Here is an 18,064-nt window from a genome sequence, read left to right on the forward strand (position 1 = left end):
AACAACAAAGGATCTGTTGGTATGCCGCAATCTCCAGAACTTGCCGGCGGTGAAGGGTTCACGTACGAGGGCGACGCGGCTGCGTACTATTTGGCGGCGTTGTTGGCCGAAGCGTACGCCCCTGGCGTCGATGATCGCATCGTAGTGCTCCTCTCCGTCCAGCAACGCGATTTCGGTGAACCGCTGGATGATGTGATCGTGGACTTTGCCGATACGGTTGGGCGGATCGCACGCCTCAGCCTGCAGGTAAAGCGCGCGTTGACCATTAGCGCGGCCGCCACCAATGCGTACTTTCGCGACATTGTTCGCGACGCTTGGGCGACCCTGCACAAGCCCGACTTCCGCGACGACATCGATCGCTATGGCGCCGCCGTCGGCGAAGTCGCCCTTGTGCCGGGCCGCGCTTTGAAGACTATTTGCGAGTGGGCGCGCGATAGCCTAACGGCCGACCACTTCGACGCCCGCTTTGCGCCAGAGGGAAGCGCGAGCGAGGACCATTGGAAGGTCAGGACCACCATCGAACAGTTGCTTGCTGCGGCGAAAACAACCGCCTGCACTCGCGAGGAACTGCATCGGTTCTTGGCCCATTTCGTCCTGATCCAGTTCGACTTCCTACGTGAGGGTTCGGTAGATCCGTCGCACGCCATCAACCTCATCCGCAGCTGCCTGGCACCCAAGTCGGCCGGAGACGCACCTATGGTGTGGGCGCGTTTGGTCGAACTGGCCCGTGCCGCGGCCGGTACTTCCGGCCAGTTCGATCGCGCGCGCCTGCTTCGCGAGCTCGCTCCGCTGACTCAGCTGCGCGCCGCGCCGTCCCTGCAAGCTGATCTCGGCCGGCTCACCGAGCTGGCCCACAGTCAGGCGAACCTGATCGTCGACGACATCGGCGGCGCCTGGATCGATCGGAGCCAATACCTGCAAGCACTCGACGAGAAGTTCGTCGACGCTCGGTTCGTGCAGGTGCGCGGCTTGCCGGGTAGCGGCAAATCGGCGGTGGTGAAACAGGCGGTACGGCGGGCGCTCGTACAAGGGCCGGTGCTCTTCCTCAAGGCGGAACAGGTCGACGCCGTCAGCTGGAACGGCTACGCGATCTCGCAGGGACTCTCAGCGACGAGTTTGGAGACGCTGCTGGTGGAGGTCGCCGCGGTCGGCACCCCGACGCTGTTCGTTGACGCGATCGACCGGGTCGCCACTGCGCAGCAACCGGTCTTCCTGCAGGTTATCCAGACCATCGCAACATCGCCGAAATTGACGCATTGGCGCATCGTCGCCTCCTTGCGTGACACTGGCATCGAGGTGCTGCGCAATTGGCTCGGCGGGGCCTTGGCCAGCCTCTCGGTCGGAACGCTCACTGTCGGCGCGCTTAGCGAGGCGGAGGCCGACGCGCTCGCCGAGGCCAAGCCGCATCTACGGCCGCTGCTGTTTGGGGCGGAGGCCGTGCGTGAGATCGTCCGTCGCCCTTTCTTTGCCAAGGTGCTCGACCAGAGCTTTGTCGCTACACCCGACGGCCCCGAGTTCGTCCCACGGGCGGAGATCGACTTGATCGAGCACTGGTGGACGCGCGGCGGATACAACGCAGCGGGGCAAAACGCGTTTGCGCGCCAGCGGGCCTTACTCGGCCTGGCGCGCGCGCGGGCCAAGGAGCTCAGTCGGCCGATCCGGCTGGGTGACCTCCCGTCTACCGACTGCATCGAGGAGCTCCGCGCCGACGGCATCCTCCAACATGCGCGGCACGGCATCAGCGTCCAGTTTGCCCATGACATCTTCTTCGAATGGGCGTTCTTCCACGTGCTGGCAGACCTGGGGCCTGACTGGATCGACGCGATCCGCGTAGCCGGCGAACCGCCTGCGGTTGCACGTGTCGTCGAGCTAGCTTCGCAATGGGAGTACAGCTATGGCGACGCCTGGGCCGCTTACCTGGCGCAGACGCGGGCCTCGGATCTGCGGGCCCAGTGGACCCGGGCCTGGCTACTGGCGCCATTGGGCACCGTCGCCTTCGAAGCGGATCCTGCTCCCTACTGGGCGGTGGTTGGCCGGGACGACTTCGATTTGCTGCGCAAGGCGCTCGTCTGGTTCCAAGCCGAGAAGACGACGCCGAATTCCACCGTGCTCGCCGGCACGCTTCCGGACGAGCGGCGCGAGCGCATCGCCGATTTGCTAGGCTGGCCCTCCGACCTCGCGTCAGCGCGCCGCCTGCTCGTGTTTCTGTTGGTGCGGATACAGGCGATTCCGCAAGCGCTGTACCCGACCGTGCTTGCCGTATTCGAGCTCTGGCAGAACGTTTTCGATGGCTACCCGAACGTGATCTCTCGGCGGCTTCTCGAACAGTGCGATCAATGGCTCGCCGCTTTAGATGCGATCAGCAACGCCAGCGGCCCCGATGAGAACTCGGCCTTTTGGCAGAAGGTGCAAGACCTCGGTGAGTTCCGAACGGCGCTGATCCAGCTCATCCTGCGCTCGTCGCTCGCCGAGCCGAGCATCGCGGATGCCCTACTGCTACGCGCGGTTGCCTCGCCTCGCATTCGTCGCGACGCGTTTGAAGGCATCGTCGAGTTCTCACCACGCTTGGCCCAATCGCTTCCGCAGCGCTTGGTCGAACTGGCATTGGCGCACCTGCGCGAAGAACTACCGGAACACCGCGTTGCGCGTGAAAAGGCCGAGCAGGAGAGCACGATCGCGGCTCGACAAGCCCTGTTGAGCGACCAGTCGAGAACGCTGAACCGCGTCGAAAGCGCGCGCTGGTCCGCGGTCCACTTCCGCAGTGTCGGTGAGTTCAGTTCCTCGGACTGGGAACAGCTAGCGATCTACGACGATCATCGCAGCTTCTGGCCGCCTTCGCCGCTGCGTGAGCCCTTCGCATCGCTGTTTCGCCAGGCACCGCAGCACGCCTTGGACTTGCTGCGTGAGCTGTGCAACCACGCCATCGCGGCATGGCGGCAGTTGCATCGTATCGACAACGAGTCGCGCCGCACGCCGCTGCCTCTGGAGCTTTCGTTCCCATGGGGGCAGCAGACGTTCTGGGGCGGCGAACGCGAGTACCTGTGGTGCCGCTCGACATGGGCCCCGAAAGCGATTGGGTGCGGCTTCCTCGCCTTGGAAGAGTGGTGTCTTGGCGAGGTCGAACGCGGCACCCCCGTCGATGACCTCATCCAGCAGATCGTGGCGGGAAACGATTGCATCGCCGTCCTCGGTGCCGCGGCCATGCTCGCCCTGCAAACTGAAACGGTGTCCGCTGCGACGTTGCCGATCTTCACGTCGCAGCGTCTCCTGGCGGCCGACCGCCAGCGCTTCGCGGACGACCTATCGCCCAGCAATCTGATGGGATTCACTCACGCATCGGACCAGCCTCACCAAGACGCATTGCGGACCGCAAATGCACGCCCGGTCCGCAAGCTTGAACTTCGGGGAATGGTGCCGCGGTTCGTATTCGCCGCAGAACCGTTGGGATCGCAGGCGCGCAGTGCCATCGAGGCATTCTCAGAACAGCTGCCTTATCAGCACGAGGAGGATCGCGAGGATCCCGAGGTGCAGCGTGAACTCGCCGAGCAGGCGACGAAGTACGCCGAGCTGGCCGACCAATCCACCTACCAGGCTTACCGGACCGACAACGAGCAGATCACTTTGGTGCACGTCAGCCCGTCCGCCGCCAAGCCGGAGAACGTCGCCAAACTCGAGCAAGCGACGCAGTACTTGTCGATCGCCAATCTGTGGACGTGGGCATCCACGTCCTTTGAGAAACGCGCGCTCGACGGCCGGCTCGGCCTAAGTGATGCCGTAGCGGCCGCTAGAGAGCTCGACGCGCCAGACTTGTTCAGAGGATCGAGGGGCGATCGCGGTGATTCCATCGCCATGCATCGTGGCGCAGTGGCCTCAACGGCCGCGGTCACCCTGACCTTTCGTGAGGGGGCCACTGGCGACCAGTTGAAGTGGGCGCGCGCCGTCCTGCGGCGTGCGGCCCTACTGAAGGAGGAGGTCCATTACTGGTGGTCGCCCAGATCGGTGATCCCATGGCATCACGGCATCTTCGCTGCCCACGGCCTCGCCGCAGATCTGCGCTCAAAAACTGCAGCGTTCACCGCTGCCGGCGACCTGTTGGCCTTGGTGGTACATCCACTCGAAGCAGTTTCTTTGGCCGCCGTTGAAGAGGCGTGCAACTTGTGGGCCGTCGATCCGAAGCTGACGCTGGCGGCCTTGTTCCTCGCGTTCTCGCGGTGTCACGTGCTGCCTACCCGCCTCCGCAGTCGTCAGCACCCCGGCGTAATCGAGCTGTCCCCACAGGCGGTGGAAGCGCTGCGCATGGCCCGCTTGCATTACGACCGTGGAGCCGATTTTTCCGACATTCCACGTCCACCGCCGGCATGGGTGAAATCAGTGCCCAGGGTGCGGCGCGGACAGGAATCGTATGAAGATTACGAAGTTGGCGATGCGTCGAATCCTGAGGAACGCTGGATCGAACCTGCCAGTCAGTGGCACTCCGCATACGCCGCCAAAGTACTCGCACGGGTGCCCATAAGCGGGATATTGCAAAGCGACACACGCAACTCGTTGCTCGATTTCCTCGCCGACGTCCTAGCTTGGACTATCCAAAAGAACGCGCCACCCTGGGTGGAGAGAGGGCGACGCGACCGAGCGGCCACGCGCATCTTCGAATGGACGCACGCCCTCGGATCTCAGCTCGGTAATGTAGCCGGCTGCGTTCCCCTCTCGGATTTCCAGCCGCGCTTCCTCGAACCAGTGCTGCAACTGGAAGACGAGAACTGCTGGGCCATGCTGAGTCCGTTTGCTAGCGCGTATATCTGTAGCTACATCTATGATGCGCAAGCGGTGCCGGCTGACGCAGTCGCTGTGCTCGATCTCTGCCTGACACGCCTTCTAGCGGACCGGACGTTCAAGCGGGACAGCTATCGTGCGGGCGAGTTGTCCGGATTCGATTTGCCCAAGCTCGTCGAGACTTTGATGTTCGTGTCGATTGAGCGTGCTGAGCTTGCCAGCCGTTACGTCAATGGCGACTGGTCAGAGATTGGAAGGATCATGCCGCTGGTGGATCGGTACGTGCGTGCAGCGGGTTGGGCAGTTCCCATCATGAATTCGTACCTTACGCTCTGCGAACGATCACGAGCGCATTACCCCTCCGCTGCCTTCGCGGATCAGGTGCTGGCAATCCTTGCACCTAGCCCCGAGGCGCTGCCTGGCTGGCGCGGCACATTGTTCTACGCACGAATCGCCGGCCTCATTCAGTACTTGTCCCATCGGGACGCACCTATGAGCGCTCCTTTGGCGCAGGCCTTCCTTCGAATACTCGACCACCTGATCGACATGGGCGACCGTCGCAGCGCCGCCCTGCAACTGGGGGAGGGATTTCGTGACATTCGTCTGAACACCTGAAGAACACCACGTCGTGAGTCGCTCTAGTTATTAGCCTGCGCACAAGCCAGCCAATTGACGGGCTAAAGCTGCGTTCGCATGGCAAGAATCGGTCTCAACTACCCCCGATAAATTTTCGCGATTCTCGGCCCCTAGAGGATTCTTTAAAAAAATAGCGGTTCTTCGTCTACTGACTGAATTTTAGGATATCCAATCAGCGAGCATCACCTCGTTCAACGCTTTTACTCATGCTGAGATCGACCAATTTACGGAGAAGGAATGGACAGAAAGCGACTGGCTGCGTTGACCGAAGGGCGATTCGAGCAGGCATTCGCTTGCTGCGAATTGCGTCAGCGGGGGACTGACACGCCTCGCGTTATCTCGGGCGGGGGCTTCTTGTCCCAGAACAGCAATGGCGAGTTGCTTCTGCACGTGGTCGCTCATGAAGTACGCGACTTCGCCACGGCCATGACATTGGATTTCAATCGGCCTTGGGTCGCGGGACGACTCATCCCAGAAACGGCCTACTACGATCTTAAAGCGTGGACTTTGGCTGGCGACGAATGGCGCGCCGAACGCGTGTCTGCTGATATGGACCACGGTACCAACGGTACTCATGCGCGCGTGAAACTTTGGCGGATCGAGACCAATTGGCAACGCCAGCAGCGCACGGAGAGCGCCATGGTCGCCATCTTCATTCCCGGTGGCGTGGATCTCCCTTGGCACGTCTGGACATCAAAAGGCGAACTGGGAGGCGCCCTGGATAGATTTGAGTACGAGTCAGAGCCATTTTACTGGCGCGCAAAGAAAGAAGAAGGCGGGGTAATGCTCCACTTCTTTATCAAAGGCGAATCAGCCGAACCTGCTTTCACGCATTTTTGGAGAGCCTTGTGCATTGTCTTGGGCCACCCCGTCGAACCGCCCGAGTATTCCATCGTGGAAGGCGACCGGGAGACGCTACGATTGGCGACGCGGCGAAAGGAACTCATGACGCATCGGCTCATGCCACCCATTCGGAATCTGCGGCCAAGCGCCGATGACACTCACGCGTTTTTGCACGCGTTCTTGTTGCATGCCACTGGCTCCACTAAAGAATCCAATCGCCCTCGGGAAGGATACAGTGAGCTGATTTTCAGACACTGGCACCGAATATTGCGCGCCAGGGAAAGCGACATCGAGAACAGTGCCCTCGTGCTATCGGTGGCAGTTGAAGGACTTCTCAATGAGGCGTTCGCCAACGAGCACGATGTGGATGATGTCTTCATCCAACAATTGGACCGTGCAAAGCCCATCCTTAAGGACGCTGATCTGGAAGAACGTGCCCGGGCGTGTGTGCTATCAAGCATTGGCAACGCCAGGCGGCCGAGGGTAGGTGATGTCCTACGACGTCTTATCGAGCAAGGCGTCTTGTCACAGCGGCATCTAGACGCATGGTCTGGAATGCGTCACGCATCTGCGCATGGCGGCGTCTTGTCCAATGATGAACTTGCATTGCAGGAACACATCGACCGTTTCCATGTGTGCTTGGACCTATTTTATCGTCTGGTCTTCATCCTCATAGGTTATCGGGGGAATCACTGCGACTACAGCTTTCCGTGTGACGCTCAGCAGCATGCTTGGCCAGATGTGCATTTCCCTCCTGTGCCGAGACAGTCTGCAGATGGTGACCATCGGGGCGACGGAGCGCAGGTGACTACCATAGGGGATGCCCTTCCCTGACCGCTACGCTATGCCTGTTCCTTCACTGTCTCCGCCCGCACCTCTTAGCGGACCCCAAAAAAGCGAAAAAGCGACCGATGGCCTCAATTGGCTGTGACTATTGGAATGCGTACGCCCGAATGACGTTCCTATCTCATGCGTTCTGCCTCCATGCGCGTGCAGGCTGGCAGCGCACGGCCATAATGGCCTCCCCTACCCCGATAATTTGCCGAATTGCATATGACTCAAGCCGGGAATCGTCGGGATCAGGTAGTAGTTGCATAAAACTTGTAAAATTTACTACCTGCTACGGCATCGGACCATCCGGCAGCGCCTGGTACCGCATACTTAATCGAATGCGCCAAACAATCTCTTCCGGAAAGCAATCATCCAGATATAATTCGGTTGCCGAATAAGCAATCATGGAGAAATCGATGACTAGAGACATCCAACAGGCGGCAGCAGCACCCGCCATCTGCCAGAATTGTCAGACTCCGGGACTTGCACCGCAGACGCTTTTCCATTTTACCAACAAGCAAGCACTGCGCGGAATCCTCCAATCGAATTTCCGCGTCGCATACTCGCGCGAGCGAATAATACATAGAGGGGGGCAGATCGAATTTGCAGCCCCCATGGTGTCCTTCTGTGACCTTCGCCTGTCGGAATTGCGAAGTCACATGACGAATTACGGACGCTACGGCCTTGGCATGAAAAAGGAGTGGGCTGCGCGTAATGGCGTTAATCCTGTGTATTACATCAGCTCACAAGCTAGTCTGACTGGTGATTATATTGCAGCCGTACGGGAAATTTGGAGGTTGCGAGAGCACTTGCACCCTAGGGCTGCTGATTCCCCTTTTTTACAAGAGAACCAACAGGCAGCAACTACCTGGCCTGATCAGTTCGACATTGACGGCACGCACTCCAAGCTAATGGAACTGCATCGTTACATGAAGAATTACGAAGCTCCACTGTATAGGCAAGGAGAGCTTAAGAACGAGAACTACCGCTTTGCTGATGAGCGCGAATGGCGATTCGTTCCGCCGTGGAACACTGTCTGGCCGCTCGCGGCGGCGCAGGCAATGGAGGACCCTGGCAAGAGGGCTTATCTAAACGGAGAATGCGGAAGTATTCCTTTGCACTTTGATCCTAACGACATCAACTACATCATCGTAGAGTCCGAGAGCGAACGGGACGAAATCATTCGGCACATTAAAGAATCAAAAGAGCCAAAATACGATACTGTGGATGTCCAACGCCTAGCCAGTCGCATTTTGAGCGCCGAGCAAATAGCTAATGATTTTTAAAGTCTAGACGAGAGCTTCATAATATAAATCACCTCCGCAGTCAGCCGAAAATTTATGCGAATTTGTTCTGGACTTGAAGTTGCTCCCTCCTACTCGAGATAAACCTATATAGACCCCGCTCCTCCCGATGTCCGCTCTCTTCCATCGGAAATCATTCCAACCATGAGGTTTCCCCACTTTAGTTCTTGGCATTCAAGATTTTTCAGCGGCTTTGGTTACAAGAGCGCGCATGGCGCGATCTTCGCGGTTACCATAACAATGAGGATCGCAGACATGCGCGCGAGACAAGTATTGCAAAGATGCCTGAAGTCGGCACTGTCGCCGATGCATGCACTAAGCCAGCAAACATTGCTGTTGGTGGGTCTCCGCCTGGTGCTGATCGATCTGGCCCGAAGCTGGCTGGGAGTCGAACGTATCATGCGCCGCTGAAGCGACTGGATCCTACGTTAGCTGTCATCTGAGACCAGCCAGAACGTGCGGTTCGTAACATGAAAATTGGGGAAACCTCAGACTGCGATCCGATCGCAGCTCCCTTCGGCATAATGCACCTAGCAAAGCGAGCCCTTGCCTGTGACCGAACCCGAAGACGTACCCTTTGATATGCACGCCTTCGAGGCGTTCATGCAGGAGCAAATGCGCGAGGCCAATATGCAGTTGCCATTTCGCGCCCTGAGCGACAAGGTTCCGCAGCTAGTGTCTGATATAGCCGCCTTCGACCGGGACACCAGCTCTGCCCTCGTGGCAGGTCTGCTCACAGCACCTGCGTACCAGTCATCCGGCTTGAGGATCGAGCTGCTCGCCGGCCTCGTGGTGCTGCATGCACGCGGCAAGCGCCGGGCGATGCTCGATGACCTTGCACGATGGTTCGCGATGCTTGGCGCGTCAGGCGCCGCCGCAGGCGAGGACGCGGCCGAAGACGTCATGGTGACCTTGGTCACCACCTCAAGCGAGCAATTCAGAATTTTGGAGGGCTTGTGGGAGTCCGCCGGTTTCTACACGCAGCGCGTACTCGACGTCCTGTCCGGCATGCCGGACACGGGCATCTATCGAAGCGCACGCGATAGCGTACGCGCACTACTCAGTGTCGCAGAAATCGTGTGCATGCGAGCCGGGTTGGAGAGGTATCAGACTGGCTCCGATGAGCGGCCTGATGCACTCGACATGTCCTCCCTCCCAACGGCCGGCGACCTGCGCGCCCGCGCCACGATTACACACGCGGCACTACAAGAACGCGACGTCGCACTCGAGAACCTCGCGCCGTTTTTGCTGCATCCCCAGCACGTCGTAGAGCTCATGGACCAAGAGCCCGGAGTCAGCGAACTCGAACGTCGGCCGCTGATCAGCGTGCCCGATGGCGTGGTTCTGGCGCTCCCTACAGCGGTCAGCGTTGCGATCCGCCAACGGGTCATCGACCTCGTGCTGGGCACCCGTCAGGCCTGGCACTTCGACGGTCACTACGCGCGGGCACTGTCGAACGCTATCGCGGAAACGAAGTTGCTGGGGTGGAAGTCAGGCTGCCCGGTGCTCTGGCACCCAACCGAGGGCGGCGCGCTCGCCGGAGTCGTTGTTCCCTTCGACCGAGGCCATTTCGTCGTACTCCACTTTGTGCTGCCGTCCGTGGCATCGCATGAGCTGGGCTGGTTCAAGCGTCCCATCGACGTCCATCCGACGCTGCAGAAGGCCCTCAACTACTCGATCGCGTCCAATACCCGGCAACTTGAGAATCAGGATGACTTCCGGGGTGGGATGCATATCGTCGTCATGTGCGGATGGGGCCAGGGCATGGTCATCCCGGTGACGCGCCCTGACGACGCGCGTTGGCGTGGCGATGCGATCTCGGTAGCTGACCTCGTCCGCGCCAGTAGCATGGAAGACATGTCGATCCAGCGTCTGTGGCGCCTGCTCTCAGCTGAGAAGGCGCTGGTTGATGCCGGCGTCGAGTTGATGAACGTAAATGGCGTGCTCAACCTCTTCGCCTGGACGCAGAAGAACGACGGGCACCTGGTCCCCCACGGCGACCTCGACGATGGGCGCATCTCCCCGGAGCAGCGGCTGATGGTGTCCCTGCCTCTGAACCTGCTCCGGGATCTCAGGGCAGAGGCCGATCGGAACGTCGACGCTCACGTCGGGCTCGATCCAAGGAGGGAGCCCCATCACCTGCATCGGGTCGACCGCGGCTCGCTGTTCTCCCATCCCGCGGCCGAGCGCCTTTACGCATGCACCGAGTGTCTCCGATCTGGCACGTTGTTGGCCGCCTGCGAGGGGCGCACGACGCTTTGGCTCCGTGTCGATTCACCGGGCGTGTCCTCGCGCGATACCGAGTTCCGGCTCTGGGACATGGTCGGCCGTTGGGGTGCATCGATCGCGGCAGCGCTCGAGGACGACACCGACATCGAAGGCGCGGTGGAGATCACCATCGCATTCAAGGATGTCCAGTCAGAATTGGACGCTGTCGACGCTCAGGTTCCTACCGATCCGCTCAAGCTCCTGCGGGTTGAAGTGGTCGGTGCGGAAGCCGTCACTGTGCACGCAGCACGCGGGTTCCTCCATGCATGGAGGGAACCGACCAACGCCGGCGAGCGCGCTCTGGTGACCGCGATCCTCCAGGCGGTTTTTCGGATCCACTACGTCGAATACTCTGACGCGGAAGTCGACGTGCTCGTGGCGTCGCTTCTGCCCAACGAGACGGGTCGGCACTTCCACGTTCTCCACGCGAATGATTTCACCGATTTCGTCCGGGATGCGCTGCCTGGCGAGGTCTTAGGAATCGACGAGATCGAGAGCGCGACGCAGCGCCTCGGGCTAGGCTGGTCAGCCCATGATGGCGACAACAACGTCGAGGGCGCGGAAGCCTGCGTCGGACTGCTGAATCGGCTGGTCGACGCGCAGGTGGGCAAGCTGACAAGCCGCCTTGGTGAGCTCGATCGAACCGCGTTGGTTGAACGGCTTCTGCTCAACCACGAAGCCGCCCATGTCCGGGAGCTGCAGTGGCAACGGACGGCGGCGGCGGTCCTTGGCCTGCACGGCGATTCGCAGGAGGTGCGCGATGTCGTGGTCGAGCAGCTTTCCAAGTTGGCCGGGGCCGCGATCACCAGCCGCGTTCTTGTTGAAATCGCCGCCTGCGAGGCACCGCCCACCGGTGGGCGCCTGCCGGATGACTTGCAAATTCAGGCGCTTCTGGCACAGGTCGAGCTCGTGACCCGGTTGGGCGGACTGTCGGACGGAATCCACTACGGCGTATTGCGGCCACATCTGCGCGTGTCCGCGCTGGGCGACATCCTCCTTCGAGATGAGTTCGGGCGCGAAGTCGTGGTCCCTATGCTCAGCCGGGCCGTGGGCAGCAACTACGTCGACTCTGCCGGCGGCTTCCGTCGCCACTACGGACCCCAAGAGGGCGTCGACCGCACGGAACACCTCCTGGACCCTGAGTTTCTGGAAGCCTGGCAGGGGGAAATGGGCTTCGGCGTTGATGAAGCACGCAACTTTCTCGACGTGATCGAGGACTACGCGATCAAGCGTCGCGCCGCGACCTTGCAAATCAGGCGCGGCGAGCTCGTTTCGCTTCTGGCAAGCCGAAGCGACGCTGCGACCGCGGAGAGATTCATCGATCAGCTCCTCTTAGCTCGACGCCCTCGCTGGGCGCAGCCACCCAAAGGCTTCAAGTCGCGCGAAATTCTTCCTTGGCGCTTCGGGCGCCGCCTCTCGATCGTAACTCGCCCGATCGTGCAGATGAACGACGACGATGATGCCCTGTATATGCTCGCCCCCCGCATGGTCAGAAGCGGCTTTTTCTATCTTCTTCGCGGCGCACTTCATGGCACCCTGGACCAGAGCTTCTTCCAGACCCCCGCGATGCGCGACGCGTGGTGGGGAAAAGCCAACGAGGGACATACCTTCAATACCCTAGTCGCCGATCAGCTTCGCGCGGCGGGCTGGGAGGTCCGTGCCGGGATCGAGCTGACGGCCGTTCTCAATGCCAAGCTCGACCGTGACTACGGTGATGTGGACGTCCTCGCCTGGTGCCCCGGCGGTGAAGATGTCTTCATCATCGAGTGCAAGGACCTGTCGTTTCGTCGGAACTATTCTGAAATTGCAGCGCTCTTGTCGGATTACCAAGGCGGCTTCAAGAATGGCAAGCCCGACAAGCTCAAGCGCCACTTAATGCGGGTGGAATGCGCTGCCTCTCACCTGCCCGCTGTCACTCGCTTCACCGGCATCGCGGCGCCGAAGATCAGGTCGTGCCTGCTCGTGGCCGGCATCGTGCCGATGCAGTTCGCATCCATTCCGGCGCTGGAAGGCACATTCGTCGGCGATTTGGATCAGTTTGGGGCGCAGTTCGGCCAGTGCCGGTGTCCCGGTCCCTAATCGAACTCCCTTAGGACGCGAGGCGCCTGCATCACGGGACGCGATCAGGGCGTAAGAATGCATCAGCCGGCGCTGGCAGCGAGCGATGCGGAGCGTGTTGCGCGCATAGGGTTAGCTCATCGCGCCGGAAGGCAGCCATGCCAACTGACCATCCCGTTCGAGCGCCAGGAGAAGTCAGTTCGTTCCATGATTGGTGCGCGGTGCTGTAACGCAGGAGAGTTGCCCAATGACTCGGGTTCTTCAATCGATGCTGACTTGGATCCGCTCGCCTTCAACAGCTCACTAGCCGGGCAGATGCCCCAAACTGCGCGCGAGGCACAGTTTGGGATCTGGATCGTCCGCATAGATCATCTTTCTTTGGTTTACTGCCCGGCTAACGATAGCTACTCAGTTAGTGCGGCCATCCGTCGTAGCGCACACCGTCGAAGAAGTCCGGACCAACCCGGAACTGCAGAGTTCCGTGTTCCCGCACGATCCGGGCTGCAACGGCAGGGCTGGCGTAGTCTGTGAAATCGATCAAATAGCCGTAGATCATTTCACCACTATTGCCATCAAGCGGCAGCTCATCCACGTCCTGAAGATCGTCGACTTCGTCAGCGTCCCAGCCGAGAAGCTCGGCGAAAACTTCGGCCCTGGTGCGAACTGGAGGCTCACCATCGTCATCATGGTCGTCGAGCCAGGGCACCCTCAAGAATACGTCCGTCACCTCATACTCAACACTGCTGTAACAGCGCATTCCCAGTCTCTCAACGGAGAGGAATAAACGGAAGTCGATCTTCGTGCCGGTGTAGGGACGCTCAGGATCCTGATTGAGGTTCATATGGCCGGGGATGTCGGCGGAGAGCGACGTGCCAATCTGGATCTGTTCAAAGTCAACTTCCGGATCGAAGTAGACTTCTGCAATGCCGTCGTGATTGAGCTCGTCCATCTGGCCAATGACACGGCCGTTGTTCTCTACCAAATGCTCGATCTGCTTCCGGATGTAGGCATCGAGATCGCTGTAGGAGCTATGGAGTACTACTCCAGCCAGCCGGTCTGTGAATGCCTTGGTCAGCAGGTGCGACAACTGATCGGTGCCGTATTCGATACCCAGCTCAGTGGCGCGTTGAGTTGCGCAGGCTCGATCAAGCACAAAGTGACGAATCTGTTCGAAGTATTCAGGTTCTCCTCCACAAGCCCTGGCAGCCTGGTAGGAGGCAAGCGTCTTGTAGCCGAGCGCTGCGGCCAAAAGCTGCTGCGCATGTCCATGTTTGATGGATAGGCCGGAAGACCCGCTGAGCGAGCGAAAGGAGTGGGTGATGTCGGAAAGGCCAATGTTCACGCGATTTCTCCATGGTGATGTGCCGGACCAATCGAGCGATTACTTGGCCGACGCCCAGGGATATCGGGTGATGGCTAAAGTGAGTAACGCACTTACAGTTGATGCCGTCAGGTTGGAGCCGCTCGAAGCTCAGGCCGACGAAGCCCTCGAGTCCATAGTGCTCCCAAAGCCCGGTCTGCGCAAGTCGAGCTCTTCTTGAGTCGATCTTAGAGTGGCAAGTAAAGACAGGTCGGAGGTCAGGCTGCCGTTACCGAGTTGGCCGAACGGTCAAAACCGATGCGAGCAACTGATCGGCAATTTGGCCGCACACACGGCAGTGAGGCCGGACAGGCGCAGCAAAGCCTGTGCCATACGGCGTTACAAGCTCCCGCGCCATACCAGCTGATTATTCTGGCCGAAACCTCGCGCTGCGAACGACCCTCCATCAACCGTATTCGTAGCTTAAGCGATTGCATACGGGCGCGTCCGACCGGATTGCCGGCAACCATTTTCTGCAGGCGCTTGAGAGGCTCCAGTAGATCGTCCGCGAACGGGAACATGTCAAGGTCGCGCACGCTGCGGAAAGGGTGTAGGTTTCCCACCGCAGAGTGGGTGCATCGACCGGCACATTGATCGCGAACGCAGGCGAGACACCTATCAAAGCATCCACCAGATGCCGGGAGCGCTGAAGTAGGTCTACATATGCGCCCCACGCCAGCCGAGCCGTGTCGGCGAGCTTAAGAATTGCTCAACCAAGTCGCGGTTTCGCTGCACCTTGCCGCCCGTCGCCCGTCGCCCGCCGGCTGGCGCTCAACCGGAGCATGTACATGTCGCTGAGTTTGTCGGGCCTTCCTGGCGAGCATCACATCCAGAAAAGCCTTGCTTTCTACATTGACCAGCGTTGTCAGGCTCCAACATCTCGACCAGGTGGTCGACTGCGCCGATATTGCCTCTAGCAGCGCGGCCGGGTCGTCCGCACCGAGGACCGTGTCATGCAGTGCTCAATGGTACGTTCTTGGCCCAGCCGATGATCAGCAAGCCATACCATCGTTTGCGCAAAAAGCAAGACAGTGCCCAGGTTACCACTGGGCTCGACAATGAATCTACGGAAGTGTTCCCGTAATTCTGGATCATCAGGGTGCGTCGAGACATAGTCGTGAAGAAGCCTGCTTGAATGAACTGCTCGTGCTCACGCCTGCTCCAGATCCGTTTTTATCTTGTCCCGTAATTTGGCCTTACCATTTAGATGAAGCATCGAGTCGAGAAGTGCCTTGATCGGAACGCTGTAGCTCACCTCAAGAGGAGAGTCAAGGCTATTGATAATCGCAGATTCGGGTTTCACAAGTGCGTAGTAGTCGATCAAGTCTTGGTCGAAACTGAAAATCTCGATCCTGTTTGTCGTTCCCATGGTGATTGATAGGACGCGCATATAGCTCACTAGTGATATTTTCTCTATATCTGCAAGCGCATTAAACGCCTCTGAATCAGTAGGATTATTCTTTGGCTTGAGAACACCTCTTGCTTGCTTCGATCCTAGTGCAGCCGCTATACACATTAGCGAAATTTTATCGGTTATTTTTCGATTGTTTTTGATTATTATAGACCTCGCCTTCTCATATTCCGATTTAGCGAGATCGCGAGAGGTCTCGAGTGCAAATTCCTTCTGTATTTTCTTTATAAATTCTAGATCAACATCCTGGCTTGAAGTAACCTCGTTAATAAAATAAGAGGCAAGGTTGAAAACTTCTTTCAGCGATAAAGTGTCGGTTTTTGCATACTTAAAGAACGCATCAAACGCTTTGGTTTCTCGCTCGAATGAAAGTGCAAAGCTGTGCTCATCACGACGTTCTTTTACATGACCCTCAGTCATGGACAGAAGCGCACTAACAATATTTCCAGGCTGATCTATTGCTCTAATTTGATTAATGAATGGCGTGCACCCTAAGTCCATCGATTTCTCAATTTCAATCACTACGTTTCTATCGAGTTGGTAGACAGTAGGAAGATTCATAGATAATTCCAGAGTGAGTGCCAGTAGGAACCGATGGTCCGTTTATAACATATAGGGAGCCGTCGCAACCCATGTGAAGTGCGCGACAACTAGCCGAATTGCACGACATACTTATACCAGATTATCACGCAATCATACATTTTTCCCAGAATAATCCATGTATAAATCAATGTACTTTATAAGGCTATGCAGATTAATCGTCACGCGATGAACAAAATCATCAATTGAGTTCGACGGAAGCGTTATCTCACCATTTTCCGCTTTAAAGGATCTGCCGATGCGTTCACGATGAACTTGCTTTTCCACCATTCCACCAAAATGAACTATAACATGACGAATCGTAAACATCTCATCCAGCATTTGCGGGCACTGCGCGTTTTCCCAGTTAGATGTTTTAAACTTTAGCGCCAACTTGAGGTGTCTATATATGTAATATATCTTCCTCAGCACCTTATTTCCGTTTTGCATTCCGAGATCGAAATCCTTTGCGAACTCACCATACTTTTCACCATCAGATTCCTGTAATTCAATGAGCGGGAACAATGTGCTCACGAAGGCCTCCATACTGGCGCATATGCTTACCAAACATTGCCTTCGAACCATATCGCCGTATTCGCCGCCTCTGAGATACGTGTTGAGATCATCAGCGCTTATCATCGTCGTATAGCCGTCAGGAAAATCGTCGCTTAGCCTAAGGTAGCCGCTGAAGTCGACAAGCGGTATGAGGTGCTGTACGTATGCGCTTCCAATTGCAACCTTGGCGACCTGATCGAGATTTCTATATAAGTTCTCGCACTTAGAATGCAATTCTTTATTTACAATATTCATGGAAGTTGCAACGTTCTTCATCGTTGGTGCCCTAGCTCAGGTTATACAACCATCCACAGCAGACCGCATGGCAGCACCTTGACTTGAGTCGAGGGTAGGTATCCCGAGTTCATTTAACAAGCTGACGGATAGCAGGATCCACGAGACTGCACCAGAAAAATCGGACTCCACTTTTGTTCGGAAGCTGCCTTCTATAACCCGCATGAACCTCCATGTCATGCGTTCAAGCCGACCGGACTTCTGCTGCTCGCCCTGTCCAGTTGACCGCCATTAGCTGCCGAGTCCTTCCCGCAGCGATCTCACCTTCTCGCGTGCCTGATCATTGGTGAAACGAACTGAATCACGTCGGCCAGCGTCGGCTCGCTCCTGCAGGTGACTCAGGTAGGCCGCATCGGCATACGTTCGCTTAAGCGCCGCCACGCGATCGGGCCTTCGGCGCCGGGTGGCTTCGCCGATGGCAAAGCCACTGGCATCGACCTGGTAATGGGCAATGCCAAGTTGTCCTCGGAGAACGCGAACCGCCGCATCGAGGCCGGAGAACAAACGAGGGGCGCCGTCCTTGGTGGTCAACGTACGTTCCTGCATGCCTACCTTGAACAGCACTACATAGCCACCCTCCTGACCTACCAAGACAGTATCGCGAACGCTGCCGGCAGCGGCCAATTCACGGGCAGTAGCAAGTTTGACAGTGTTAGACATGATCGGCTCCCTGTTAACAATTATCTGGGGATCATACGCCGTCACGCCGCCCTCCCCACCTGATCGATCTCAGGCCCCCAATCCAGCCGGGCGAAAAGCAAAGGCCCCGCATGCGGGGCCTTTGATCGTCGGCGCTTAGGTGGAGGTTCTAGCCTCCGTCCCCAGCAATGGTGGGTGAATTGGCCTGGACGATGACGAGAGTCTAGCTCTGGTAGCATTCCACAGTAATCAGACGAATCCCAATTCTTATGTCAGAAAATCCCGCATCAGGACAAATGCACCTCGACTCAAGGAGAGCCTAACCGAACTACTTTTTGGGTATGAATGTCATCTTGAGGTTTTCGTAAGTTTCCCTATCTCGACTATCGCCCTTCTCAGCAGCCAGCTGTCCCCAGTGTAGAGCATCTGGGCCATTGTGGTGCAAAACGCAATCCAAGTAATAGTCGCGCATCCCTCTGATTGCCGAGAGTTCTCCACTCTCGGCCTTCGCACGAT

General features: G+C 58.2%; 8 protein-coding genes and 1 pseudogene. 5 read left to right on the forward strand and 4 right to left on the reverse strand.

The features are described from left to right. The first annotated feature begins 21 nt into the window (after positions 1–21). The 5 genes and pseudogenes from RAB71_RS11310 to upx all read left to right on the forward strand — a co-directional run bounded on the left by RAB71_RS11310 (position 22) and on the right by upx (position 12,731). Positions 22–5,385 (forward strand): hypothetical protein, encoded by a 5,364-nt coding sequence (locus RAB71_RS11310; protein ID WP_010340396.1) that lies wholly within the window; start codon positions 22–24, stop codon positions 5,383–5,385. Positions 5,386–5,643: 258 nt separating this feature from the next. Beyond that, complete coding sequence (locus RAB71_RS11315; RefSeq protein ID WP_138985704.1) at positions 5,644–7,083, forward strand: hypothetical protein; 1,440 nt, start codon at positions 5,644–5,646, stop codon at positions 7,081–7,083. A 413-nt stretch (positions 7,084–7,496) separates the two neighbouring features. Then, positions 7,497–8,366, forward strand: a complete 870-nt coding sequence (locus tag RAB71_RS11320) for an abortive infection system antitoxin AbiGi family protein (protein ID WP_010340397.1) — start codon at positions 7,497–7,499, stop codon at positions 8,364–8,366. Between the two features lie 273 nt (positions 8,367–8,639). After that, positions 8,640–8,797 (forward strand): annotated as a pseudogene (locus tag RAB71_RS11325) (IS4 family transposase); the annotation flags it as partial. A gap of 139 nt (positions 8,798–8,936) precedes the next feature. Beyond that, positions 8,937–12,731, forward strand: coding sequence for an anti-phage protein Upx (gene upx / locus RAB71_RS11330; protein WP_234006492.1), 3,795 nt, complete (start codon positions 8,937–8,939; stop codon positions 12,729–12,731). Between the two features lie 391 nt (positions 12,732–13,122). Here upx and RAB71_RS11335 read toward each other — a convergent pair whose 3' ends face one another. From RAB71_RS11335 to RAB71_RS11350, 4 genes are all read right to left on the reverse strand, one after another. Then, positions 13,123–14,052 (reverse strand): hypothetical protein, encoded by a 930-nt coding sequence (locus RAB71_RS11335; protein WP_010340399.1) that lies wholly within the window; start codon positions 14,050–14,052, stop codon positions 13,123–13,125. A 1,168-nt stretch (positions 14,053–15,220) separates the two neighbouring features. Further along, positions 15,221–16,042 carry a hypothetical protein gene (locus RAB71_RS11340; RefSeq protein WP_138985706.1) on the reverse strand — a complete coding sequence of 274 codons (822 nt, stop codon included), beginning with the start codon at positions 16,040–16,042 and terminating at the stop codon, positions 15,221–15,223. Positions 16,043–16,174: 132 nt separating this feature from the next. Next, on the reverse strand, positions 16,175–16,891 hold the full coding sequence (locus tag RAB71_RS11345) for a hypothetical protein (protein ID WP_138985707.1): 717 nt from the start codon (positions 16,889–16,891) through the stop codon (positions 16,175–16,177). 249 nt (positions 16,892–17,140) lie between these two features. Continuing rightward, positions 17,141–17,569, reverse strand: coding sequence for a hypothetical protein (locus RAB71_RS11350; protein ID WP_175300572.1), 429 nt, complete (start codon positions 17,567–17,569; stop codon positions 17,141–17,143). Positions 17,570–18,064 lie beyond the last annotated feature (495 nt).

It is taken from the genome of Xanthomonas sacchari, assembly GCF_040529065.1.
In the GTDB taxonomy this organism is placed as follows: domain Bacteria; phylum Pseudomonadota; class Gammaproteobacteria; order Xanthomonadales; family Xanthomonadaceae; genus Xanthomonas_A; species Xanthomonas_A sacchari.